Source organism: Moraxella sp. FZFQ2102, assembly GCF_024137865.1.
Lineage (GTDB): Bacteria > Pseudomonadota > Gammaproteobacteria > Pseudomonadales > Moraxellaceae > Moraxella.
Window position 1 is genome coordinate 1,765,991 of sequence record NZ_CP099960.1, and the last position, 24,565, is coordinate 1,790,555.

Here is a 24,565-nt window from a genome sequence, read left to right on the forward strand (position 1 = left end):
TCATTGATGATAAATTAACAAACCTAACTCAAAATCCCCAATGACAAATCCCTACATCGACGATGTGGGGATTTTGTTTGTTACAGTTTTGCAAGTGTTCACTGTACCCCATGGGCAAAATAAGCTATAATACCGCGATTTTCCCAAATAAATAGGCAGCTTGCCATGACGCATAACCAACCCCCAAAAATCCTACTTGGCATCACAGGCGGTATCGCGGCGTATAAGTCGGCGGTGCTTGCACGCTTGCTCATCAAGGCAGGCTGCTCGGTGCGTGTGATGATGACGGCGGCGGCGTGCGAGTTTATTGCGCCGATGACTTTTCAAGCGCTGACAGGGCATGAAGTGCATACCACGCTATTGGACGAGCAAGCTGAGCGCGGCATGGGGCATATTGAGCTTGCCAAGTGGGCGGATGTCGTGGTGATTGCACCGTGTTCTGCCAATACCATTGGGAAGCTTGCCAATGGCTTGGCGGATAATCTGCTCACTACCGTGTGCGTGGCGACCACCGCGCCGATTTTGCTTGCGCCTGCGATGAACCAAGCGATGTGGGCAAATCCTGTGGTGCAAGATAATCTTGCTAAGCTACAAAATTTCGGCTACACGCTCATCCATCCTGACAGTGGCGAGCAGGCGTGCGGTGATGTGGGGGCAGGGCGACTGCCTGAGCCTGAAGATCTGTGCGAGATGATTTTGTCTTTTGTTGCGCGCCAAAGCCTGCCGCAGAGTCTTGCGGGCAAACGCGTCGTCATCACCGCAGGGGCGACGCTTGAGCCGATCGATCCTGTGCGATTTTTGTCCAATCATTCGACAGGCAAAATGGGTTATGCGCTCGCCAAAGCCTGCCATGATGTCGGTGCCGATGTTGTCTTGGTTAGCGGTAAGCGCGTAAGCCTGCCTGCGCCGTACGGCGTGCAGCGTCTGACGGTCGGTACAGCCGATGAGATGTTGGCGGTGTGTCTGGATGCGTGCAAGCGTGCTGATGTGTTTATCGCTACCGCTGCCGTGGCGGATTTTAAGATGGCAAGCATCGCCGAGCATAAAATCAAAAAAACCAGTCAAGCTGATGGCATGACACTTGAGCTCATCAAAAATCCTGATGTGCTTGCCACTATTGCCAAGACTTTCCCTGATGTGTTGACGGTGGGCTTTGCTGCCGAGACCCAAGACACTGAAAACTATGCCCAAGATAAGCTAAATCGCAAAAAGCTTGACATGATCGCGGTCAATGATGTCTCGGATAACAGCATTGGCTTTGGCTCTGATGATAATGCGATGACGGTGTTTTTTGCGCAGCAATACAGGCTTGATAAGCAGGTATTGCCCAAGGCAAGCAAGGCGGCGATCGCTGAGCAATTGGTGGGTTGTATTGCTAAGATTGTGCGCTGATTTCATAAAAAACCTATTATTTATTATTAATAAAACTTCACAAGCCAAATTTATAGCCATTTGTCAATCAAAAATCGTGGGCAGCGGTTCATGGTTTTTGATTGCGAAACATTGATAAATTTTATATGTTGTCCGAATACAAAACTAAAGGACGGATTCATGACTGATTATTCTGCATTTATTACCCCTGCTGATCGTGCATGGCAGGCGACTTATCGTAAAAACAACCTTGATATTCAGCTGACCATGCCAAGCGGCGTGAATAATCTGCTGGATTTTTTTGATGTCAATTTCAAAGCCAATCAAGGACAAAATGCCATCACCTTTATGGGCTATGACATCAGCTACGATGAACTTGATAAGCTAAGCTTAAAAATTGCCGCTTATTTACAGTCACTAGGCTTAGCGCAAGGCGATAAAGTGGCGGTGATGATGCCAAACAGTCCGCAGTATTTGGCGGTGATGATGGGCATCGTGCGTGCAGGTTTGGTATTGGTCAATGTCAATCCGCTCTACACCGCGCATGAGCTTGAACATCAGCTCAATGATAGCGATGCCAAGGTGCTGTTTATCGTTGAGAACTTTGCACATACTTTTGAAAAGGTAAAAAACAAAGGTCGGGTGCGTCATATCATCATCACAGGCGTGGGTGATATGATGGGCTTTAAGGGTGTTATCATCAATGCTGTGGTGCGCTATGTCAAAAAAATGGTGCCAAACTACAATATCCCAAGTAAAATCAACTTTAAAGATATTCTAAAAACCAACGCCAAATACACACGCCCAAATCTAAACCTTGATGATGTGGTGATTTTGCAATACACAGGCGGTACAACAGGCGTGGCAAAAGGCGCGATGCTTACCCATGGCAATTTGATCGCCAATGTCGAGCAGTGCATGACTTATGTCAAAACAGGCTTTACCAAGCCTTATCAGCATGGTGAATACATGGCGGTGGCGCTGCCGCTTTACCATATTTTCTCATTTATGGTGACCATGCTTGGCATGAAGATGGGCTTTGCACTACTGCTTATCCCTAATGCCCGTGATTTTGATGATTTGACCAAGCAATTTGCCAAATATCGTCCGCAGTTTTTCCCTGCAGTGAATACGCTGTTCAATGCACTATTGCACCACAAGGGCTTTTCATCACTGGATCACAGCAACCTAAAAATCTCGCTCGGTGGCGGCATGGCAGTCCTACCAAGTACCGCAAGCGCATGGGAGAAATTGACAGGCAACTATATCATTGAAGGCTATGGCTTGTCTGAGACTTCGCCAGTTTTGACCTTTAATCCACTGGGCAGCTACACAGGCAAAATTGGCGTGCCGTTCCCATCGACAGACATTATCCTAGTTGATGATGATGGCAATGAAGTGCCGATGGGTGAAGCAGGCGAGATCTGCGCCAAAGGCCCGCAGGTGATGAAAGGCTACTGGAAGCGCGATGATGAGACCGCCAAAGCGATGACGACAAACGGCTATTTTCGCACAGGTGATATCGGCGTGATGGATGAAGAAGGTTATTTCAAGATCGTCGATCGCAAAAAAGACATGATCCTAGTTTCAGGCTTTAATGTCTATCCAAACGAAGTCGAAGAAGTCATCGCAAGTCACGAAGGCGTGCTAGAATGCGGCGCAATCGGCGTGCCTGATGAACACAGTGGCGAAGTGGTGAAAGTGTTTATCGTCAAAAAAGATGAAAATTTGACCGAAGCTGACATTAAAGCATGGGCGAAGAAAAATCTTACTGGCTACAAACGCCCAAAACAAATCGCCTTTGTCAATGAATTGCCAAAATCCAATGTCGGCAAAATCCTACGCAAAGAGCTGCGTAAGTTGTAAGCTGATTAAAATAGCGATTTAACCAATGTTATAAAACCGTAGATTATGTCTGCGGTTTTTATTTTGTAAAATTTTGCAAAAATTTACCACAGTATGCAAATTCTCATTGATTTTATTATAAAAAATGGCATAATGATAAACACTTGTACGCTCAAATTTTTGGGTGCAATCCTTGTTTTAGATGAAAAGATATGTTAGATTTAGCAGTGTGTCATAGCACACATCACTTTTATTTTACATGGATTTTTGCATAACAGATATAAGGAAATCATCTCATGACCACCAATTTCACCGTTTCGACCGCCCGCCCATGGTTCAAGACTTATCAAGAGCATGGCTTGGATTTTGATTTTGCATTGCCAAGTCATGTCAATTCGCTGATTGATATTTTTGAACAGGCGTTTGCTCGTCATGGCAACAAGATCGCTTTTACTTGTATGGGTGTGTCGATCACTTATCGCGAATTGGATAATTACAGCCGTCAGATGGCTGCGTATTTGCAGTCGCTAGGACTTATCAAGGGCGATAAAGTGGCGGTGATGATGCCAAACATCTTGCAATATCCGATTGCGATGATCGCCATTGTGCGCGCAGGTTTGACACTGGTGAATGTCAATCCGCTATATACATCGCATGAGCTTGAGCATCAGCTGAATGACTCTGAAGCCAAGGCGCTGTTTATCGTTGAGAACTTTGCGCATACCTTTGAGCGTGTGGAAAATAAAGGTCAAGTCAAGCATGTGATCGTCACATCACTGGGCGATATGCTGGGTCTAAAAGGCTTTTTGGTCAATGCTGTGGTGCGCCATGTCAAAAAAATGGTACCATCGTGGAATATCCCTGGTCATGTCAGCTTTAAAGAAGCTTTAAATGTATCAGCAGCAGCTTATAATCGCCCTGAAGTGTCACTGGATGAAATCGCCGCGCTACAATACACGGGTGGCACCACAGGCGTGGCCAAAGGCGCGATGCTGACTCATGGCAACCTTGCATCGAATGTCGAGCAGTGTGTGCCATTCGTCTCAAAAGTCTTTCCAGGCAATGACATGGGCGGTCAGTACATCGCCGTTGCGCTGCCTTTGTATCATATTTTCTCATTCACCGCCTGTGCGCTGCTTGGTATGAAAATGGGCTTTAGTATGCTGCTCATCACCAATCCGCGCGACCTGCCAGCGGTGTGCAAAGACTATGCTAAATATAAGCCAGTATTTTTCCCTGCGGTCAATACGCTGTTCAATGCGTTGGCGCACAATGAAGGCTTCCGCGCGCTTGATCACAGCAATCTAAAACTGTCATTGGGCGGCGGTATGTCGGTGCTGTCTGACACTGCCAAAGCATGGGAGCGTCTGACAGGTAATTACATCATCGAAGGCTATGGCTTGTCTGAGACTTCACCAGTTTTGACCTTAAACCCACCGGGTGGCTACACAGGCAAAATCGGTATCCCATTCCCGGCGACAGACATCGTGCTACTGGATGAAGATGATAATGAAGTGGCGCTGGGTGAAGCAGGCGAGATCTGCGCCAAAGGTCCACAGGTGATGCCGGGTTACTGGAAGCGTCCTGATGAGACTGCCAAGGTGATGACTGCAAATGGCTATTTCCGCACAGGCGACATCGGTGTGATGGATGAAAAAGGCTTTATCAAAATCGTCGATCGCAAAAAAGACATGATCTTGGTCTCAGGCTTTAATGTCTATCCAAATGAAGTCGAAGAAGTGATGACTGCACATCCAAAAATCCTAGAGTGTGGTGTCATCGGCATCAGTGATGAGCACAGCGGTGAAGTGCCGAAGATTTTCATCGTCAAAAGCGATCCAAGCCTGACGGTCGAAGAAGTCCGCGAATGGGCGAAAGAAAATCTAACTGGCTATAAGCGTCCAAAATACATCGAGTTCATCAGCGAATTGCCGAAATCGAATGTTGGTAAGATTTTGCGCAAAGATCTGCGTAAGCTTGAAGAAAGCAAATAATCAGCTGATTAATCTGTATCATCATCACAAACCTGTAAGCGTGCTTGCAGGTTTGTTTTGTGTTATTGGGTCAAACTTGTTACAATAAACACCAGTATTTTCAATTCTAAAATCACGGCTATAAAAGAGAAAACTTATGCGCATTGATAATCGCCAATTGAACGAACTTCGCCCAATCAGCTTCACTCGCAACTACACCAAGCACGCCGAAGGCTCAGTACTGGTGTGTTTTGGCGATACCAAAGTACTGTGCACCGCCAGTGTCGAAGCAGGCGTACCAAGATGGTTAAAAGGTCAAGGGCAGGGCTGGCTGACAGCAGAATATGGTATGTTGCCACGCGCCACAGGCACTCGTACTCAGCGTGAAGCGGCGCGTGGTAAGCAGTCAGGACGCACCCAAGAGATTCAGCGTCTGATCGGTCGCAGTCTGCGCGCGATGCTTGATTTATCAAAGCTTGGCGAGAATACCATCTATATTGACTGTGATGTCATCCAAGCTGATGGCGGTACGCGTACAGCAAGCATCTCAGGGGCGGCAGTGGCGCTGATCGATGCGCTAGAGCATCTGCAGCGCGAGAAGAAAATCAGCCAAGATCCACTATTGGGTCTGGTCGGTGCGGTGTCGGTTGGCATCAAAGATGGTAAGGCGTATCTGGATTTGAACTATGCCGAAGATTCTACTTGTGATACCGATCTGAATATGGTGATGACGCAGGCGGGCGGTTTTATCGAGATCCAAGGCACGGCAGAAGACAAGCCATTTACCCGCGAAGAAGCTGATCAAATGCTGAGCCTAGCTGACAGCGGTATCCGCCAAATCATTGAAGCACAAAAGCAAGCATTGGGCTGGTGATATGCTGACGGTCAATGATGATGGTGTGAGTATCAGGCTCAATGGCAGCGCTGCCGATCCGCTGTTTTGGTGGTCGGCAGGTCTGTTGGTGCTTGGCATTATCGTGGCGGCAGTGTGTGTGACCATGCCTGTGGAATACGCCATCGGTTCGCTGTTCGTGTTCGCGGTGGCGATGTTTGGTTTTAATATCAAACGCCATCAAGCCAAAAAACGCCATCTGTTTGCCCAAGGCATCCTAAAGCTTAGCCCAAAGCGATTTGAGATTGACCAAAAAGCCTTGACGCTGTCAGATACCGCCATCATCACTGAGCAAGCGGGCGTGCTGATGGTAACAGATCGTGGGATTGACTATCATTTTACCGGATTTGAGACTGAGCAAGAAATGAGCATCGCCAAAGCGGTGCTATCAGGACAAAGCGTGGCGAAGAATCATGTCGCGGTTCGGATGGTGGGTTCTGAGAATTAATCTGATTTAAGACGATTAATTTAAAAGCTTTAAAAAACAAAATCCCGAAAATTTATCAGATTTTCGGGATTTTTGTATTAAGCAATGCTAATTAGCAGTGATTGCTTATTGGGTTTTGCTTTTCTCAGACTTACTGCCTTTTTCGGCTTTATCAGCATTGTCATTTTTGGTGACTGACTTTTGACCTTCATCGGTGATCTCGACGATGTGCTGAGCCTCGATGCTGGCCTTTGAGCGGTCTTCTTTGCTTACCCATTGAGTAGGGGTGCCACTCAGTGCTCTACGCATATAGTTTACCCAAATTGGTAGGGCGGCAGCGCCACCACCTTCTCGAGCACCCAATGGAGAAGGTGTATCGAAACCGACCCAAGCAACCGCAACATTGGTTGGGTGGAAGCCTGCAAACCAAGCATCTTTTGCAAGGTTGGTTGTACCGGTTTTGCCACCGACATCGCCACGACCCACAGCACGGGCTTTTTTACCTGTACCATAGCTGATGACTTCACGCATCATGTTGGCGACATTATAAGCTGTCTCGTGTGATAGTACGCGCGGGGCTTGTTGTGCCATCATGAGCTGCGGTGCAGTTTTTGGGTGTAGGCGGTCGCCAGCAGGCGTGCCGTCATGAGTTTTGGTTTGGGCTACTGCATCGCTTGTTTTGTCATCTGCTGCTTTATCATCTTTTGCTGTATTGGCAGTTGATGACTTGCTTGCGTTGGCAGATTTTTGTTGTGCTTCAAAAGTCTCTAGAAGTTTGGCATTGGTTTTTTCAAGATTCTTATTAAAGCATAATGCACACGCTTGTACAGGATTGGCCTGATAGACCAAATCATTATTAAAGTTATAAATACGCTCGATGAAATAAGGCTGAATACGATGACCGCCGTTGGCAATGGTCGCATAGCCTGTTGCCATCTGTAGTGGCGTGATATCGGCAGCACCCAGTGCTAGGGCAAGCGTCGATGGCATACGGTCCATCTCAAGACCGCCCATTTGATTCATGAGTTGGCGCGACTCATCAATACCTGCTGAGCGCATCAAGCGAATGACAGGGGTGTTACGAGACAGTGCCAAGGCACGGCGCAAGGTCATCATGCCAGTAAAACGACCGTCGGCATTCTTCGGTCGCCAGCTACCGATACGGATTGCCGCATCTGAGATTAGGCTGTCTGGTGTATATTTGCCAGTTTCAAGTGCAGCAGCATAGACAAATGGCTTGATGGTCGAACCCGGCTGACGATAGCCTTGGATAGCACGGTTGAATTTACTATGGTTAAAGTGAAAACCACCAACGACCGCACGCAAGGCGCCATTTTCAGGGTCAAGCGATACCAATGCACCTTGTACTTTTGGAATGGATTCCATTTTCCAAGCGGTTTTGGCTTCGTTCAGTGGCGAGATACGCACGATGTTGCCGACTTTGACCATTTGGTGGGCATTACTGTAACCGCCACCGACACGGTTGGCACTATAATAACGTCTTGCCCAATTCATGCCTGACCAATGAATGGTGACTTTATCGCCAGATTGTAGTTCAGCTTCAAAGCTGTTGTTATTCACCTTGGTGACTTTGGCAGGATAAATGTTGTCAAAGTTGCGACGACCTTCAAGCTCGCCTTCTTCGGCTTCGACACCACGCCAGCCATGACGACGGTCATAGCTGCGCAGACCGCCAACGAGTGCAGAATCAGCGGCTAATTGGTCTTGACTGTCAATGGTCAGTTGTACACGCCAGCCAGAATCCATCACTTTTTCGCCGTATTTTTCAACCAATGAGCTACGAGCCATCTCAGCCACATACGGCATATTCAAATCAAGCTGTTCTTTATACAGGTTGAGTCCCATCGGTTCTGCGATGGCGGCATCTCGCTCGGCAGCACTGATAAAGCCTTCTTCGTGCATACGGCCGATAATCCAGTTACGACGCTCCATCGCACGCTCAGGATTGACCACAGGGTTATAAGCCGATGGTGCTTTTGGTAGACCAGCAATCATTGCCATCTCAGCGATGGTCAGCTTATCAAGTGGCTTACTAAAATAACGACGTGCCGCCGCTTGGATACCATAAGTGCCTTCGCCTAAATAGATTTTATTGACATATAAAGTCAAAATCTCATTTTTGGTGAGTTCGGCTTCAATCTTACGAGCGATAAACAGCTCAGTCAGCTTACGGTCGATGGTACGCTCAGGGCTTAGAAAATAGTTTTTTGCCACCTGCATGGTAATGGTCGAGCCACCCGTTTGCGAATCGGAATTTGATGCCACTTCGGTGAGTGCACGACCCATACCTTTGACACTGATACCGCTATGCTCAAAAAAAGTATCGTCTTCGGCAGCCAAAAACGCATGAATCATATGCTGTGGAATTTCTTCAAAAGTCACTGGCAATGATAAAGTATTGCCATATTGCCCAATCAGCTTATTATCCGATGTATAGACCTGTAGTGGCATCTGAAGTTCGGTTTGGTTGATGTTTTTGACATCAGGCAAGGTTGGCTCAAGATACATTGCCATCCCATAAAAGCCAATCGGAAACGCCAATACCAAAATCAAGACTAAGGCAATGATTGCCACCAAGATTTTTAGCAATACAGACCAAAGCGTCGCAGTAAAAGTTTTTTCAGCCATAAAAAATCATGCTTAATTGTTTTAAACTAACTGACCATTTTACCAATTTGACAAAAAAAAGCTAGTAATAGTTGGTAAATAAGTGTAGTTATTGAAAATCACTATAAATTACAACGCTGATGGTTGGTGGTTTTTATACTGATAATGCTCATAAATTGCTTGAAAAAATTTGCCATGACCCGATTATGATAGCCATCAAAACAATTGCAAACAATAAGGAGAATTTTATGACCACAACCAACCATCATTTTGAAGCCGAAGTCGCACAGCTTTTGCACCTAGTGACACATTCACTGTACTCAAATGCTGATATTTTTGTGCGTGAATTGGTGTCAAACGCATCCGATGCCTGCGACAAACTGCGTTTTTTGGCGACAGCAGATGATAGCCTATATGAGAACGATGGCGAGCTTGCGATTAAAATTGACATCAATAAAGACGCCAAAACCATCACCATCAGCGATAACGGCATCGGTATGAATGAGGCAGATGCCATCGAGCATTTGGGTACGATTGCCAAATCAGGCACCAAGGCATTTTTGGAGAAACTCTCTGACAGTGACAAAAAAGACGGCAATCTGATTGGTCAGTTTGGCGTAGGCTTTTATTCAGGCTTTATTGTGGCAGATACCATCACTGTCGAGAGCCGAAAAGCTGGCGAAGCGGCCGATCAAGGCGTACGCTGGGTATCAGATGGCACAGGTTCATTCACCACCGAGACCATCACCAAAGACAGCCGTGGCACGAGCATCACTTTGCACCTAAAAGATGAGTATGCAGGTGGCGGTGAAGATACCACCAATTATCTGGATCGCCACACCATCAAGTCACTGGTGAATAAATACTCAGACCACATCAGCTTGCCGATTCAGATGCGTAAACAAGAATGGCAAGATGAGCTTGATGACAATGGCGAAGTGGTCGCAGGCAAGGGCGAATACATCACCACCGATGAGTATGAGACCATCAACCAAGCCAATGCGTTATGGACACGCAGCCCAAGCGACATCAGCGATGATGAGTATAACGAGTTTTATAAAAATCTCAGCTATGACTATGAAGATCCACTGACCTTCACGCACAATCGTGTCGAAGGTCGTGTGCAGTACACGCAGCTACTATACATCCCAAAAAATGCACCGTACGATCTATATGCACGCGAGCAGCAGCGCGGCTTGAAGCTGTATGTCAAGCGTGTGTTCATCATGGAAGATGCTGAGCAGCTGTTGCCGATGTATCTGCGCTTTGTCAAGGGTGTGATTGATACGGCGGATCTGCCGCTGAATGTCAGCCGTGAAATTCTACAAGAAAGCCGCGATGTCAAGGCAATTCGCGATGGTAACGCGCGCCGCGTGCTGACTTTGTTGGCAAGTCTTGCCAATTCTGAAGATGCGGATAAACAAGATAAATTCAAGCAGTTCTACACACAGTTTGGTGATGTACTAAAAGAAGGCTTGGGTGAAGACCAATCTAACCAAGAGCGTATCGCCAAGCTACTACGCTATGCCACCAGCCAAAATGACGCCATCGAGACAGGCTTTGCCGACTATAAGGCTCGCATGAAAGACGGTCAAAAGGCGATTTATTATCTGACGGCGGATAATTTGGCGGCCGCCAAAAACAGCCCACAGCTTGAGCTGTTTAACAAAAAAGGCATCGAAGTCATCCTGATGACCGCTCGTGTCGATGAGTGGGCGATGAATTTCTTGCATGAGTTTGATGGCACACCATTACAAAATATCGCCAAAGGTGCGGTGGATTTGGGCGAGTTGACCGACGAAGCCGAAAAAGAAGAGGCTAAGCAAGCCGAAGAAAACCTAAAACCTGTGGTGGATAAACTCAAAACCGCTCTGGGCGAGCGTGCCAAAGATGTGCGTGTCTCTAGCCGTCTGGTGGATAGTCCTGCTTGTCTTGTGGTGGGTGATGGTGAGCTATCACCGCAGATGGTGCAGATGTTAAAAGCGATGGGGCAACCTGTGCCTGATGTCAAGCCGACGCTTGAGATTAACCCGACGCATCCGCTCATCACCAAGCTTGAGAGCAGTGCCGAGTTTGATGATTTGGCGCAAGTTATCTTTGACCAAGCCTTGCTTGCTGATGGCGGACAGCTGGATGATCCTGCGGGTTATCTAAAACGCGTCAATAAATTGCTCATGAAGTGATGGACTTAAAATAGAGCAAAACCGTCTGTGATATACAGGCGGTTTTTTATGAAAATTACTTTTAAATCAGTCATCAAATGCATACTGATATTATGATACAAAAATTTTATACCCAATAAATTACATTATGCTACAATAGCCACATATTTGTATAACAATAAAATCGGTAGCTCGATGGGATTTTTGTCCAACTTTTTTTCAAACTTGGCGGCGGCGCTGTGGATGCTGTTAGGTAGCACCAAGGCGTTTTCTCGTGTCAAGCCGACCTTTGCCCAGTTTGCCATCTTTTTAATTTTGGCGATTTCTGCCAATATTTTATTTGCTTATTTGGCAGCACCTAGCCTAAGCTTTTTTAATGAACAAGGCTTAATCAGCTATTTGGTTTGGCCTGCGATCATCTTGGTGGCAGGGATTATTCTTGCCAAGCGTTCTTTGAATTATTCGCTATTGTTCGTCCCTGTGATTTTGTGGCTGACGGCGGATACTTTGCTGGTTTTGCTACAAAGCCTAATCCAGTTTTTGGAAAATGAAAGTCTGCTACCGTATTGGCTGCATCATGTGATGCCGACCTTGTTTGCGCTGCTTTTTGTGTGGCAGACGACATCGCTGTTGTGGATTTTTGCTAAGCGCTTGCACTGGCCGTGGTGGGAGCGCGTGCTGATGTTGGTGGCGACCATCGCGCTATTGTTGGTTTGGCAACGCAATGTCGTCGATCAGCCGATTTTTAAGGAATATGTCGAAGAAACCAAGCTGTCTGAAGCGCAGTTTTTCGCCCAAGCCCCTGTGATGCAAAAATCATTGGATAACATCACGCGCAGTCGCAAAGGCGTATCTGAGTGGTATTTTTTGGGCGTGGCAAGCTATGCTGAGCAAGATGTCTTTATGAGTGAGATTTTGCAGGCGCGCCAGTTATTTGATGTCAAATTCGGCACAGCAGGGCATTCGATGGCATTGATCAATAATCCGAACACTTGGTTTGATTATCCGATTGCATCACGCGCAAGCATTGAGCAGAGCCTGAATGCCTTTGCCAAAAAAATGGACACCGATGAAGATGTGCTATTTTTGGCATTAAGCTCGCATGGCGTCGTCGATGAGCATGATACACCACTTGGTGAGCTTGCCGTGACCAATGAGCCATTGGATCTGCCGCCGATTGACCCATATTGGCTAAAATCTGCGCTTGATAATTCAGGCATTCGCTGGCGGGTGATCGTCGTCTCGGCGTGTTATGCAGGCACTTTCATCGATGCGCTCAAAGATCCATATACGCTGATCATCACCGCATCGCGCGCCGATCGTGCTAGCTTTGGCTGTACCAATGATGCGGATTTGACCTATTTTGGGCGTGCGTTCTTTGCCGAAGGAATGCGCGAACAACAAAGCTTTGATGGGGCGTTTTTACAAGCAGTGCGCCGTGTCGGTGAGCGTGAGACTTTGATGGGATTTGAGTCATCAGAGCCACAGCGCGCCATCGGTGAAGTGATGCAAAAAGCTTTGCCTGAGCTTGAAAAGGCTTTGTTCTTACACGACACCAATCCTGTGATCGATTTGCAAAAAGCCTTGGCTGATGATGCGGATACCGCGACTACTGACGGTAATGCAGCCGCCATTAATGAGAATGCCCAGTGATGATTCACTGGGTTTTTTATGGTCAATTTGGCAAAAATCAGCCTTGAAAAAAAGTCGGTCAAATGAATAAAAAAATCACTTGTAATTTATGTTTAAGGTTGTTATATTGTCAATTCCGATAACTTTATCTGATTTTATGATTTATGATAACAATCTGATGAAATCATCACTCTCCACCAAAATAAGGATTTACCATGAGTATCCAATCTGCAGTCGAGCAAGTCAAAAAAAATTACGCCCATCAACCTGAATTTATCCAAGCGGTGCAAGAAGTTGCGATGACCGTTGAGCAGGTTTATGCTGACAATCCAAAATTTGAAGAACTAAAAGTATTTGAGCGTCTGTGCGAGCCTGACCGCATCATCAGCTTCCGTGTGAACTGGGAAAATGACAAAGGTGAAGTGCAAGTAAACCGCGGCTGGCGTGTACAATTTAGCAATGCCATCGGTCCATATAAGGGCGGTATTCGATTTCACCCAACAGTTAATGAAGGCGTGCTTAAGTTTCTGGGCTTTGAACAAATTTTCAAAAACGCACTGACAGGTCTGCCGATGGGCGGTGCAAAAGGTGGTTCTGACTTTGATCCAAAAGGCAAATCAGACAACGAAATTCGCCGTTTTTGCTATGCATTCATGCGCGAACTGCACAAAAATATCGGCAAAGATATGGATGTGCCAGCAGGTGACATCGGTGTCGGCGGCCGTGAAGTGAACTATATGTTCGCGATGTACAAGAACTTGACGCGTGAATTTGAAGGTGTCTTGACAGGTAAGGGCGTGGGTCATGGCGGTTCATTGATCCGTACCGAAGCGACAGGCTATGGCTTGGTGTATTTCCTTGATAATATGCTAAAAGCAAATAATGACAGCATGGCAGGCAAGACTGTCCTAGTCTCAGGCGCGGGTAATGTCGCGCAATACGCCGCCGAGAAGGTCGTACAATTAGGCGGTAAAGTCATCACTTTCTCAGATTCTCAAGGTGTGCTGCACGATCCACAAGGTTTTGACCAAGCTAAAATCGATTGGATCAAAGCCCAAAAAGACGCGCGCAAGCCATTGGCAGATTATGTCAGCGCATTTGGCGGTGAGTGGATCGCAGGCGCGAAACCTTGGCAATTTGCCGCAGACATCGCATTGCCATGCGCCACCCAAAATGAAGTGAACGATGCTGAAGCCAAGCAATTGGTCGATAATGGCGTAAAATATGTCGCAGAAGGCGCGAATATGCCGCTGACCGCTGAAGCGATCGATGTCGTGCGTGAAGCAGGCGTGGCATATGCACCAGGTAAGGCATCAAACGCTGGCGGTGTGGCGGTGTCGGGTCTTGAAATGAGCCAAAACTCAGTGCGCCAGTACAAGTCATTCGCTGAGCTTGATGAGCAGCTAAAAGACATCATGAAAAACATTCATGATAACGCACGCGAAGCTGCCGATAAATACGGCACAACCAAAGGTGCGATTGACTACATGACAGGTGCGAATGTCGCAGGCTTTACCCAAGTGGCAAATGCACTGGTGGCATACGGCATTTTATAAGCCAAATTAAGCTTGGATAAACAGCTTATATCAAAAATTTATGATTGACAAAACTTTTGGTTTTGTTTAGTATAATCCAAAAAAAACAGCAGGTGGACAGCGAAAACTGTTGCTTGCTGTTTTTGCTTTTTTATAAAAGAATCGAAAAGGGCTAAAGGGGCTATAAGGGGGAAATCATGCAGTTTTCTAATACCAATAAACATTTTGCATCTGATAATTATTCTGGCGTACACCCTGCGTTCATGCAGGCGCTGCAAGTTGCTAATCAAGGTCATGTTGCGGCTTATGGCGATGATTATTTTACCCATGAATTGCAGCGCTTGATCAAGCAGCATTTTGGTGATAAGGCGCAAGGCTATCCGGTGTTCAATGGCACAGGCGCGAATGTCTTGGGTTTACAAAGCCTGCTGCCGCGTTGGGGTGCGATCATTTGTGCCAGCAGTGCGCATATCCACACCGATGAAAGTAACGCACCGCAAGTGGTCGGCGGCTGTAAGCTGATGCTGATTGATGCGATCGATGGTAAGCTTACGCCTGAACTCATTGCCAAAGAAGCGCACGGCTTTGGTAACGAACACCGCTCACAGCCTGCGGTGGTGTATATCTCACAAGCCACCGAGTGCGGCACTTGCTATAGCCTAGATGAGCTGTCAAACCTTGCTGATGCCACGCACCGCTACGGCATGAAATTATTCGTCGATGGTGCGCGCTTGTCGAATGCTGTGTGTCATCTCAATACCGATTTTCGTACGATGATTGCTGAGACAGGCGTGGATATGATATCGCTTGGCGGTACCAAAAATGGCATGATGTTCGGCGAATGCTTGATCGATGTCACGGGTAATACAGGTGATGAGCTGCGCTATCTGCGCAAGATGTCGATGCAAACAGCGTCAAAAATGCGCTTTATTTCTGCGCAGTTGATCACGCTACTAGAAGATGAGCTGTATCGCACGCTTGCCACGCATTCAAATAGCATGGCAAGTTATTTGGCAGAGCAATTGGCGCAGCTTGATGGTGTGAAGATTTGTTATCCTGTCGAAGCTAATAGTGTCTTTGCCAAGCTGCCACAAGGGGTGGCAGACAGCGTGCGTCAAGCATTCATGTTCTATGATTGGGACTCTGATGGCATGGTGCGCTTGATGTGTAGCTTTGATACTGAGCAATCGGACATTGATGCTTTTGTTGGTGCTATTAAAAAGGCGATGTGATTTTTAAGTTTTAAAAAATGTGTTATTTGTTCAACTGAATAAATATCCTTGAATAAATCCCACCCCAATCCTCCCCTAAACAAGGGGGAGCTGTAACTTGCATACAGATGTTTGCATATGGCAACTCCTCCCCCCCCTTTTTTTTTCAAGGGGGAGGCTAGGAGGGGGTCTGTGAAATCAGAACGCAGTGCATCATTCTTATAAATAGTCTTTTGTATTATTTCACAGATTTTATTGATAAATAAGAGTAAATCTTCTAAATCTTAAATCAGTTACAAATGACAAGCATTAAAAATCCGCCTAAGATAAAGTCTTAAGCGGATTTTTTACCGATTACTTATTCGCTTTGCAAATAACCAATCAAGCGCAAAAACTCGATGTACATCCACACTAGGGTTGATAAAATCCCGATGCTATATACCCATTCATATTCGCGCGCGACGCCAAATTCCACACCGCGCTCGACATTATCAAAGTCAAGCAATAGGCTAAATGATGCAATCAAAGTCACAAAAACACTAAAGCCAATCGCTACCAAACCACCGTCGAACAGTAGTGGCAAGCTTGAGCCAAATAGGCGAAAGCCTAGCTGCACAAGGTACAGAATACCGATGGCGATGATGGCTGAAGTGATGATTGAGCGGAATTTTGCCGTCACCTTAATCACGCCTGTGACATACAGAGTCAGCATCACAGCGGTGGTGATGAAAGTAGCAGACAGCGCCGACAGTGGCACGCTTGGGTAGATGCGGTACATGATCAGGCTAAATGCACCAAGCAGCACGCCTTCGGTCAGTGCGTACGGCACGGCAAGTGTCTTGGCAAGATGTGGCTTAAATGAGCTTACCAAACCCAAACCCATGCCAGCGAATACTGCGACGATCGCCATGGTGTACAAGATGCCTGATGACAGACCTGCTGTCAAGGCATAGAAGAAAACGCCAAAGCCCGCCACGGCAGCAAGGCTTAATAAAAACGCACTTTTGGCGACGACGCCGCGTACGCTCATTGCTACCGCGCCAGTCATCAGCGTGGTGCGAGATAAAATTGGATTTGCCATAGATTTCCTTGATGGTTGTAAAATTTCAAATAACACGAAGCTTAAGCTTAAGTCTTATGTCAAATTTTGCAACCGTGATCAATTATCGTAAATTTGAAAAACTGTTTTAATGTATATGGGGCTGATTATGATAAATCCCAGCGGTTTTGTCAAGTTTGTAGGAAATTTTGCCCCAAGATGGCTTGTGTGTTGTGTTAAGCGGCGATTTTGGGTATCATACGCCTAATATTTTTATCAAATTTTCACTATGTCAAATTTCATCAACAATCACCCAAAGCGCCCACAATTTCGCCGTATCGGACTGATGGGGCGTGCAGGCAAAACCAGTGTCGTTGAGACGCTCAATCAGCTGATTGGCTTGATGAATGAGCGTGCCTTGTCGGTGGTGATTGATACTGAGACGGCGGCGATTGATGGGATGTTGATTGATTTTGATAAAATTGATGGTGTGACGCTCAAGATTGTCCCACGCCAAAAGATGGGCGAGCATTGTGATTTGGTCATCGTCGTTGGTGGTGATGGCTCAATGCTCCAAGCGGCATCGGTGATGGCAGGGACGGATGTGCCTGTGCTTGGGATTAACCGCGGTCGCTTGGGTTTTTTGGCGGATGTCAATCCTGATGAGCTAATCGAGAAGGTCAGTCAGGTACTGGATGGTCAATATTGGTTGGTTGAGCGATTTTTGATCAAATTTCAAATCGTCCAAAATGATGATCATGGTAATCCGACCGATGAAGTCATCCATGAAGATGTCGCGCTCAATGACATTGTGCTGCATGCTGGTAAGTCAGTTCATACGATTGATTTTAAACTTAGAATTAATAATCAAGATGTCTATCGTCAGCACGCGGATGGTTTGATTGTCGCCACCCCGACAGGTTCAACTGCCTATGCTTTATCTGCAGGTGGCCCGATCATTCATCCGACGCTGGATGCGATTTGCCTTGTGCCGATGCATCCACACACACTGTCGAGCCGTCCTTTGGTGGTGGCAGGCAGCAGTCGTATCGCCATTAATATTCATCGTGATAACCGCACACAGCCGATGGTTGGTGCAGATGGTAAGGCATCGGCACCGCTTGAAAATGATCAGACGCTATTGATCGCCAAGCATGATAAAACGCTGCTGCTTTTGCACCCTGATAGCTACAGTTTTTATGAAGCTTGCCGCACTAAGCTTAGCTGGAATTTATTCAGTGAAGAATTTTCATTGGATAAATGATTTATGGCTTAATTATCTGTCATGATTTGTAGAATACTGAGCAGTATTTATTATAAATTGATTGATTTTAAATTTTATAAGGATTAATAATGAACAAGCAAGATATCCTAGACAGCCTAACGCCCGAAATCGTCGAAAAATTCCGCACCGCCATCGAAATCGGTCGCTGGGAAAATGGCGAAAAACTCACCGACGCACAGCGTACCACCTGTATGCAAGCGGTGATGGTATGGGAACATGAGTATCTACCAGTTACCGAACGCACGGGCTATATTCATAAACCTGTCAAAGAAGATGGCACGGTGGTCGGCGCAGAATGCGATGTTGAACATGATCATCACTATCCAAATGCCGAGCAAGTGGTGAAGTTTAAGCATTAAACCAAAAAAAGCGTTTGCAGTAAGAGTGCAAACGCTTTTTTAGTGGGTGGGGTTGGTGTTGGTGATATCATGCACCATTAAAATTGGCTTGGTGGTGTGCCGTGTGCATCCTATGCACTAATTAATTACGCCCAAAAAGTTCAAGATTAGCAAGAAAATCGCAAAGATGATAAAGGCGAAAAGTAGCAACATGGCGATTGAAAAAGCGGCCACCAAGCCATCAATAATAGACTTAAACATGTATTGCCCCTATACTATATAAAATTATCATAAATTTCAATTAATTAAAAGTAGCATGTGTACCACGCACCATCAAATTCCATTTAATCAACGGTGCATGATACGCACCCTATGCGCTTCGACCCCAATCTGTGCAGATTATACGAATAGACTAGGAACAATAATCCATATTAACAAAATTACTGGGAAAAATCTCAAGAACGCTTGAACAATGCGGAAATTTTTATCATTCTTGATGTTATCAGAGTCAATATTACCCCAAAAAATATCTAAAGCAAATTTAGATATTGTAATGCTACGCTCCAAATAATCTAAGAATTTTTTAACCATACCTATATTTTTACACAGTTTATATAAAAAGTAATTATAGAATGCAGTATATACAAGTATTGCTAGAAATAAACATACAACAACTATATCTTTCTGACTCATTGATAACTCTTAAACCTGCTTTGGTTTATTGGAAGTGCGTACCACGCACCATCAAATTCCATTTAATCAACTGTACATGGCTTGCACCCTATGCACTATTTCTTTTTTTCTAAAAAATTCCATACAGAAATAATAATCATCACAATTAATATAGCAATCATCGTAAAATATTTTATGATTCAAACTGTATTCCCCCATCATTTTTAAATCTTCATTAATATAAAATTCTAACATGGGCAGTATTTCTTCCAAAATTATATTCACATCTTCTTCTATTTCAGAAATTAAATAAAAATAAACAGTAATATTTTTATATTTATCAAAAGACCAATAAATTCTGGAAAAATTCTCACTAATTTCACCCAAGCAAGCCCTTGATAGGCAATATGTAACATAGTAAATATTCATTAATAATGACCTTTGGGATTGCAAGAAACAACACTTATTTTTTAGTGGTATGGCATAACACACCATCACAACCAACAAAAAAGCGTTTGCAAAGTTGCAGACGCTTTTTGGTAGGGTTTATTTTTCAAGCACAGTCCAATAGCTCAGCCCAAGATCCCCGTGCAATGCCGGCAAATCCAGCAATACCAATGAGCCAAGTGGCGTTAGGTTTGCCTTGATACATAGTGAATGAGCAGCCTTGAGCGTACCACCAGTGGCAAGCACATCATCGATGATGAGTACTTTGGCAGGGTCAAGCTCGGCACTGATTTCTAGAGTGTCTTGACCGTATTCTAGCCCATAGCTTTGGGCGTGTACAGGTGGTGGTAGCTTGCCTGCTTTACGCACTAGGATGAGTTTTTTGTGCAGGCGGACAGCCAGCAGGCTTGCCAGTACAAAGCCACGCGACTCGATACCGACGATGGCATCCGTGTCAGCCATCACATCAGCAGGCACAGCAGCAATCATCGCATCGATGAGCTTATCATGATGGCCGTTAAGTAGTGGCGTGATGTCATAAAATTCAATGCCTGCCTTAGGAAAATCGGCAACAGTACGGATATGTGACCAAAGAGAATGTGTCATAAAACTTCCAAAAAAACAACAAAATAAATCGAACAAAGATAGGGTATTTAATTAGATAATCTTATTAAATCAAATCAAGATACGCCACAGTGCAAAGCCTAAGGCAAACAGCATAAACAGTGGTGTAAGATACAGATGAATGGCAACTGCCGACCACCATGCCAAAGCCAACATCAGCACAAAGCCTGTCGCGGCAATCCAATCATGTCGTCGTTCATTAAGCGCATCTGCGCGCATGGCTTGCAGTTCGCGGATGGTGGTGTCTTGGCTTGCACCCAGTGTGGCAAGGCTTTGGATACTGTGATTGAGTAACTTAGGCAAATCAGTGGTCGAAAGCAAAATCTCAGGCAGCTGCGTTTTGATGTCTTGTAGATTCTTAACAGGATCAAGCTGATCTTTGACCCACGCGGTGAGAATCGGTTTGGCAAGCGACCAAATGTCCAAATCAGGATACAGTTCACGACCCAGTCCTTCGACATGCACCAAGGTCTTTAAAAGTAGCATCAGCTGCGGTGGAATGCTCATGCGATGACGGCGTGCGATAGTGAGAATTTCAAACAGCACCCCTGCAAAATCAATCTCATCAATCGGCTTTAGCACCATCGGGCTGACCGTGCGCGTCATGTCACGGATCAAGGCGTGCTTATCGGCGGATGGTGGAATCCAGCCAGCGGCAGCGATGATATCCACAAGCGTCGTATAATTGCCGTTCATCACCGATAATAGCAGACGCGCCACTACGAGCTGATCTTCTTTAGCAAGCTCACCCATGATCGCACAATCAAGCCCGATATAGCGCGGCTCAGCCACTGCGCCACCGTCAGGCAAGGTCTCCACAAAGATATTACCAGGGTGCATATCCGCATGGAAGAAGTTATCGCGAAATACTTGGGTGAAAAAGATTGTCAAGCCTTTTTCAGCAAGGGCTGCGCGGTCATAATTGAGCTGATCGAAAGTGTCGGTATGTGAAATCGGCACACCAAATACACGCTCAGCGACCATCACTTGTTTGGCGGACGCATAGACTTCTGGCACATAAATCAGCCTTGAGCCAGTGAAATTATGACGCATCTTGGTGCTGTTGGCGGCCTCGAGCGTTAGATCCAGCTCATTGAGCATGATTTGGCGATAATCTTCGACGATGTCAATTAAGTGAATCGCGCGCGCCGCTTCGATGCGTGCCGATGCCCATGCTGCCATTTGTCGCAAGAGTTCAAAATCGCTGATAATGCCATCGCGAATGTCAGGGCGCACGACCTTGACCACCACTTCACGACCATCATGCAAGGCAGCGGTATGTACTTGAGCGATACTGGCAGCAGCAAGCGGTGCATCATCAAAGCGCGCAAACAGCTCATCAATCGGCTTGCCAAGTCCAAGCTTGGGATGTTCAATCACTGTTTTGGCGGTGGCGACATCAAAAGGCGCAACTTTATCTTGTAATAAAGATAACTGTGCGATGATCTCGGGTGGTAATAAATCTGAGCGCGTCGAAAGCAGCTGACCTAATTTTAAAAACAGCGTTCCCATCTCTTCAAGCGCAAGCTTGACGCCGAGTTCTTGGTGTGATTTGCCAAGTGCAGCAGGGTGCAGGCGAATGAGCCGAGCGACAGGCGCAAGCTCAGGCATATCGGCAAAGTGCGTATCAAGGCGATATTTGGCTGCGATGCGATATAATGAAAGCAGGCGTTTGCGATGAGTGATGAGCATGGTCGGATGGTTTTATAATTAAAAAGAAAAATGATTAATCCAGCTGATTTTGTAGCTGAGCAAGTTTGGCTTGGCTGCGTTCAATATCTGCTTGTAAGCGCAAAAGTTCTTGCTTTTTATCAAAAATTCGCTGATCTAACAGCTCTTCTTCAAAGGCATTGGTCGCAGGTTTTATCGGGCTGACTAGGCTTGTCACTGACTGCTTGATCGTCTGCATGATCGGTGCAAACACAGGCGATAGCTCGCGACCGACCATATACAGATGACTGGTCAAATCCGTGCCAATCACTTGCTCAAGCTGATACCAAATATCAGGCTCAAAGTGTTCAAATATCGTCTTGGCACGCATCAGTACTTGATAATCACCCGAGATGGGCAGATTGCCAACAGGATTTTGGATCAGTTCAAGCAGATGGCTTGGGTCATCGACCGTCACGGTGCAATCAGGTGGCGTGATGACTTGTCCGCCTTGTGGCTCAAAAATCGACTGCATCACAGGTTCAAAGCGCACACGATCATCACCAAGCAGCACATCCAGCGCGATCTTTGGGCGATGTATGACAATTCGCAAGCTTTTGCCCGACAGCTCGGTCAGCGCATCTTGGGTGAATGTGTCGGTGGCGATGGCGGTGTTCAGCACTTTTTCTGCCATCGCAAGGCTTAGGACGCCAAGCATACTCATGGAATGCACCGATCAGCGCGCTTTAAAGCCGCGATGCACCGCGACGATGCCGCCTGTTAGGTTGTGATAATCACAATTGACAAAGCCTGCGTTTTCCATCATGCCCTTAAGTGTCGCCTGATCTGGGTGCATACGGATTGATTCGGCTAGGTACTGATAGCTTTCGGCATCACCTGCGACGATTTTACCCATGATTGGCAGGGCGGTGAATGAGTACAAATCATAAGCTTTTGATAGTGGTTCAAAGACAGGCTTGCTAAATTCAAGCACCAACAAGCGACCACCCGGTTTTAGCACGCGGTGCATGGCGGCAAGGGCTTTGTCTTTGTCGGTGACATTGCGAAGACCAAAGCTGATGGTGACTAGGTCAAACGAATTATCGGCAAATGGCTCAAGCGTCTCAGCATTAGCAAGCACAAAATCGACATTATTACAGCCAGCATTAATCAAGCGTGTGCGACCGACTTCCAACATCGCTTCATTGATGTCTGATAGCACCACGCGACCTGAGCGACCGACTTCACGGCTAAATACCTTGGCAAGATCACCTGTACCGCCTGCGATGTCAAGCACGCGCTGACCGCTGCGCACTCCTGTTAGGCTGATGGCATAACGCTTCCATAGGCGATGAATACCGAAGCTCATCAAATCATTCATCACATCATATTTGCGTGCCACAGAAGTGAACACTTCGGCGACTTTGGCTTGCTTTTCAGATTTACGCACGGTCTGATAGCCAAAATGCGTAGTCTCTTCGCCAACCGTTTCGCTGCCTTGTGGTCGCTGCAGCTCGCTCTGTCCTTGCGGCGTGCCTGTTGGCAGGATATTTGGATTGGCAAATTGTGTGTCGTTATGATTTTGATTGCTCATGATAAGCCCTAAATTTTTGATAAATTTCAACCCTTAATGATACACTATTTTGCAGGTTAATTGGGAAAAATTAGGCAGGTTTTCAAAAATTTGTCTGTGGATGTGGCGCAAGTTTGCTGGTTTGGGTGTGATTATGATGAATTTGGCTTAAAATTTATCAATTGGCATATGCATTGTGATATTAAATTATCATTTAAAATCAAATAGCTATCAATATTTTTCAAAGATTTTAAGGGTTAAAATAAATCATATTAAAGCAATTTACTCAACCCTTAAAATCACCCAATCTGACTTAGTCAAAAATCGGCTTTCCTGCATGGATTTTTTCAATGATTTCAAGCTCTGTTGCAACAAAAGGCGTGGTAAATCGCTCAATCTTATCAATGGCATGAATCGCATCCAAGCCTTCACTAATAAAGTCATACAGCGGTTGATAACCATTGGCATAGGCGGTGGATTTGGCAAGTTTAAAGGCGTTTCTGAGCAGGAATGAATCAAATTCTTGATACGACACTTGGCAAACTTGCTCAATCTCACGAATCTGAGCGATGCGTGCGTCTTTGGCATTCGCCGCTTGATACAGCGCGCTCATGGTCGCATCATTGATGGGCTTGTCGCGAAAGTCTGCTAGATAACGCTGCGCCAATTGTAAATCAAGCTCAATGGCGGTGATGGTCGCCGATACGCCAAGCAGACCTGCGGTGAGTGTCTTAGTGGGGACGAGTTTTTCAAGCTTGCCTGAGCCATTAAGCGCGTTTTGTCCTGCGGTGAGTAGCTGTGCGGCAAGCACTTCGAAAGTCGCCGCACTGTAGATGCGATCGATCAGATAGGTGGCAAGTGGTGCGGTTTTCTTGTGAGTAAATAGCTCAGCGTTGGCGAGATGAATGCGCGCGCGTTGCCATGCTTGAATCTGTGCTAGGGCGTCGGCAAGTGCTGCATCGGTGTGGTGTGGCAAGGTGTGATAGCGCATGAGTGCGGCGACCATATCGGCGATTAATGACATCGGTACTCTCGATAAAATAGGAGCGGTTATCATAGCAAGTTGGGATAAAATAGGCAATGCATGGTGCGGTTACATTCTGATGACACAGCGTAACTGCCGAGATATTTTCCAAAACATCTTCTTACAATTTGGCAAATATGATAAAATTGTCATCATATTGTCATAATAGGATTCTATAATATGACAAGATTGGGGTGTGTTGTCATATTGCGCCTATAACTTTTCAGCCACTGCTAG

Annotated in this window: 20 protein-coding genes; 11 read left to right on the plus strand and 9 right to left on the minus strand. The window is 46.0% G+C overall.

Annotated elements, in window-relative coordinates:
- Window positions 1–165: 165 nt before the first annotated feature.
- From coaBC to NGM44_RS08365, 5 genes are all read left to right on the plus strand, one after another.
- Complete coding sequence (gene coaBC / locus NGM44_RS08345) at window positions 166–1,392, plus strand: bifunctional phosphopantothenoylcysteine decarboxylase/phosphopantothenate--cysteine ligase CoaBC (RefSeq protein WP_371923483.1); 1,227 nt, start codon at window positions 166–168, stop codon at window positions 1,390–1,392.
- 159 nt (window positions 1,393–1,551) lie between these two features.
- The gene (locus NGM44_RS08350; protein WP_253223214.1) at window positions 1,552–3,237 is read left to right on the plus strand and encodes an AMP-binding protein; all 1,686 of its coding nucleotides are present in this window, start codon (window positions 1,552–1,554) and stop codon (window positions 3,235–3,237) included.
- 275 nt (window positions 3,238–3,512) lie between these two features.
- A complete protein-coding gene (locus NGM44_RS08355) occupies window positions 3,513–5,210 on the plus strand; it encodes an AMP-binding protein (protein ID WP_253223215.1) in 1,698 nt (565 codons plus the stop codon).
- Window positions 5,211–5,346: 136 nt separating this feature from the next.
- Complete coding sequence (gene rph / locus NGM44_RS08360) at window positions 5,347–6,063, plus strand: ribonuclease PH (protein WP_253223216.1); 717 nt, start codon at window positions 5,347–5,349, stop codon at window positions 6,061–6,063.
- Window position 6,064: 1 nt separating this feature from the next.
- On the plus strand, window positions 6,065–6,529 hold the full coding sequence (locus tag NGM44_RS08365; protein ID WP_253223217.1) for a hypothetical protein: 465 nt from the start codon (window positions 6,065–6,067) through the stop codon (window positions 6,527–6,529).
- A gap of 105 nt (window positions 6,530–6,634) precedes the next feature.
- Here NGM44_RS08365 and NGM44_RS08370 read toward each other — a convergent pair whose 3' ends face one another.
- On the minus strand, window positions 6,635–9,157 hold the full coding sequence (locus NGM44_RS08370) for a penicillin-binding protein 1A (RefSeq protein ID WP_253223218.1): 2,523 nt from the start codon (window positions 9,155–9,157) through the stop codon (window positions 6,635–6,637).
- Window positions 9,158–9,384: 227 nt separating this feature from the next.
- Here NGM44_RS08370 and htpG point away from each other — a divergent pair, with 227 nt between their 5' ends.
- The 4 genes from htpG (at window position 9,385) to NGM44_RS08390 (ending at window position 15,697) form a co-directional block, all read left to right on the plus strand.
- Window positions 9,385–11,319, plus strand: coding sequence for a molecular chaperone HtpG (gene htpG / locus NGM44_RS08375; RefSeq protein ID WP_253223219.1), 1,935 nt, complete (start codon window positions 9,385–9,387; stop codon window positions 11,317–11,319).
- Between the two features lie 174 nt (window positions 11,320–11,493).
- On the plus strand, window positions 11,494–12,951 hold the full coding sequence (locus tag NGM44_RS08380; protein WP_371923545.1) for a C13 family peptidase: 1,458 nt from the start codon (window positions 11,494–11,496) through the stop codon (window positions 12,949–12,951).
- Window positions 12,952–13,145: 194 nt separating this feature from the next.
- Window positions 13,146–14,486, plus strand: a complete 1,341-nt coding sequence (gdhA, locus tag NGM44_RS08385) for an NADP-specific glutamate dehydrogenase (RefSeq protein ID WP_253223221.1) — start codon at window positions 13,146–13,148, stop codon at window positions 14,484–14,486.
- Between the two features lie 176 nt (window positions 14,487–14,662).
- On the plus strand, window positions 14,663–15,697 hold the full coding sequence (locus NGM44_RS08390) for a low specificity L-threonine aldolase (RefSeq protein ID WP_253223222.1): 1,035 nt from the start codon (window positions 14,663–14,665) through the stop codon (window positions 15,695–15,697).
- Window positions 15,698–16,034: 337 nt separating this feature from the next.
- On the opposite strand, the gene NGM44_RS08395 is transcribed toward NGM44_RS08390, so the two are convergent.
- Window positions 16,035–16,757 carry a Bax inhibitor-1/YccA family protein gene (locus NGM44_RS08395; protein WP_253223223.1) on the minus strand — a complete coding sequence of 241 codons (723 nt, stop codon included), beginning with the start codon at window positions 16,755–16,757 and terminating at the stop codon, window positions 16,035–16,037.
- Window positions 16,758–17,004: 247 nt separating this feature from the next.
- On the opposite strand from NGM44_RS08395, the gene NGM44_RS08400 reads away from it, so the two are divergent.
- A complete protein-coding gene (locus tag NGM44_RS08400) occupies window positions 17,005–17,979 on the plus strand; it encodes an NAD(+) kinase (protein WP_253223224.1) in 975 nt (324 codons plus the stop codon).
- 89 nt (window positions 17,980–18,068) lie between these two features.
- The gene (locus NGM44_RS08405; protein WP_253223225.1) at window positions 18,069–18,359 is read left to right on the plus strand and encodes a YeaC family protein; all 291 of its coding nucleotides are present in this window, start codon (window positions 18,069–18,071) and stop codon (window positions 18,357–18,359) included.
- A gap of 378 nt (window positions 18,360–18,737) precedes the next feature.
- On the opposite strand, the gene NGM44_RS08410 is transcribed toward NGM44_RS08405, so the two are convergent.
- The 7 genes from NGM44_RS08410 to NGM44_RS08440 form a co-directional block, all read right to left on the minus strand.
- Complete coding sequence (locus NGM44_RS08410) at window positions 18,738–19,031, minus strand: hypothetical protein (RefSeq protein WP_253223226.1); 294 nt, start codon at window positions 19,029–19,031, stop codon at window positions 18,738–18,740.
- Between the two features lie 66 nt (window positions 19,032–19,097).
- The gene (locus NGM44_RS08415; protein ID WP_253223227.1) at window positions 19,098–19,439 is read right to left on the minus strand and encodes a hypothetical protein; all 342 of its coding nucleotides are present in this window, start codon (window positions 19,437–19,439) and stop codon (window positions 19,098–19,100) included.
- Between the two features lie 117 nt (window positions 19,440–19,556).
- Window positions 19,557–20,063 (minus strand): adenine phosphoribosyltransferase, encoded by a 507-nt coding sequence (locus NGM44_RS08420; protein WP_253223228.1) that lies wholly within the window; start codon window positions 20,061–20,063, stop codon window positions 19,557–19,559.
- A 69-nt stretch (window positions 20,064–20,132) separates the two neighbouring features.
- A complete protein-coding gene (locus NGM44_RS08425) occupies window positions 20,133–21,773 on the minus strand; it encodes an AarF/ABC1/UbiB kinase family protein (protein WP_253223229.1) in 1,641 nt (546 codons plus the stop codon).
- A 34-nt stretch (window positions 21,774–21,807) separates the two neighbouring features.
- Complete coding sequence (locus NGM44_RS08430; protein WP_253223230.1) at window positions 21,808–22,455, minus strand: hypothetical protein; 648 nt, start codon at window positions 22,453–22,455, stop codon at window positions 21,808–21,810.
- 12 nt (window positions 22,456–22,467) lie between these two features.
- Window positions 22,468–23,325 carry a bifunctional demethylmenaquinone methyltransferase/2-methoxy-6-polyprenyl-1,4-benzoquinol methylase UbiE gene (gene ubiE, locus NGM44_RS08435; RefSeq protein ID WP_253223231.1) on the minus strand — a complete coding sequence of 286 codons (858 nt, stop codon included), beginning with the start codon at window positions 23,323–23,325 and terminating at the stop codon, window positions 22,468–22,470.
- Between the two features lie 292 nt (window positions 23,326–23,617).
- The gene (locus NGM44_RS08440; RefSeq protein WP_253223232.1) at window positions 23,618–24,328 is read right to left on the minus strand and encodes a hypothetical protein; all 711 of its coding nucleotides are present in this window, start codon (window positions 24,326–24,328) and stop codon (window positions 23,618–23,620) included.
- Between the last annotated feature and the right edge of the window lie 237 nt (window positions 24,329–24,565).

Bases quoted from the DNA above. Each gene is read 5' to 3' on its own strand.
- coaBC (WP_371923483.1), top strand. From the start codon at position 166: ATGACGCATAACCAACCCCCAAAAATCCTACTTGGCATCACAGGCGGT.
- NGM44_RS08350 (WP_253223214.1), top strand. From the start codon at position 1,552: ATGACTGATTATTCTGCATTTATTACCCCTGCTGATCGTGCATGGCAG.
- NGM44_RS08355 (WP_253223215.1), top strand. From the start codon at position 3,513: ATGACCACCAATTTCACCGTTTCGACCGCCCGCCCATGGTTCAAGACT.
- rph (WP_253223216.1), top strand. From the start codon at position 5,347: ATGCGCATTGATAATCGCCAATTGAACGAACTTCGCCCAATCAGCTTC.
- NGM44_RS08365 (WP_253223217.1), top strand. From the start codon at position 6,065: ATGCTGACGGTCAATGATGATGGTGTGAGTATCAGGCTCAATGGCAGC.
- NGM44_RS08370 (WP_253223218.1), bottom strand. From the start codon at position 9,157: ATGGCTGAAAAAACTTTTACTGCGACGCTTTGGTCTGTATTGCTAAAA.
- htpG (WP_253223219.1), top strand. From the start codon at position 9,385: ATGACCACAACCAACCATCATTTTGAAGCCGAAGTCGCACAGCTTTTG.
- NGM44_RS08380 (WP_371923545.1), top strand. From the start codon at position 11,494: ATGGGATTTTTGTCCAACTTTTTTTCAAACTTGGCGGCGGCGCTGTGG.
- gdhA (WP_253223221.1), top strand. From the start codon at position 13,146: ATGAGTATCCAATCTGCAGTCGAGCAAGTCAAAAAAAATTACGCCCAT.
- NGM44_RS08390 (WP_253223222.1), top strand. From the start codon at position 14,663: ATGCAGTTTTCTAATACCAATAAACATTTTGCATCTGATAATTATTCT.
- NGM44_RS08395 (WP_253223223.1), bottom strand. From the start codon at position 16,757: ATGGCAAATCCAATTTTATCTCGCACCACGCTGATGACTGGCGCGGTA.
- NGM44_RS08400 (WP_253223224.1), top strand. From the start codon at position 17,005: ATGTCAAATTTCATCAACAATCACCCAAAGCGCCCACAATTTCGCCGT.
- NGM44_RS08405 (WP_253223225.1), top strand. From the start codon at position 18,069: ATGAACAAGCAAGATATCCTAGACAGCCTAACGCCCGAAATCGTCGAA.
- NGM44_RS08410 (WP_253223226.1), bottom strand. From the start codon at position 19,031: ATGAGTCAGAAAGATATAGTTGTTGTATGTTTATTTCTAGCAATACTT.
- NGM44_RS08415 (WP_253223227.1), bottom strand. From the start codon at position 19,439: ATGAATATTTACTATGTTACATATTGCCTATCAAGGGCTTGCTTGGGT.
- NGM44_RS08420 (WP_253223228.1), bottom strand. From the start codon at position 20,063: ATGACACATTCTCTTTGGTCACATATCCGTACTGTTGCCGATTTTCCT.
- NGM44_RS08425 (WP_253223229.1), bottom strand. From the start codon at position 21,773: ATGCTCATCACTCATCGCAAACGCCTGCTTTCATTATATCGCATCGCA.
- NGM44_RS08430 (WP_253223230.1), bottom strand. From the start codon at position 22,455: ATGAGTATGCTTGGCGTCCTAAGCCTTGCGATGGCAGAAAAAGTGCTG.
- ubiE (WP_253223231.1), bottom strand. From the start codon at position 23,325: ATGAGCAATCAAAATCATAACGACACACAATTTGCCAATCCAAATATC.
- NGM44_RS08440 (WP_253223232.1), bottom strand. From the start codon at position 24,328: ATGTCATTAATCGCCGATATGGTCGCCGCACTCATGCGCTATCACACC.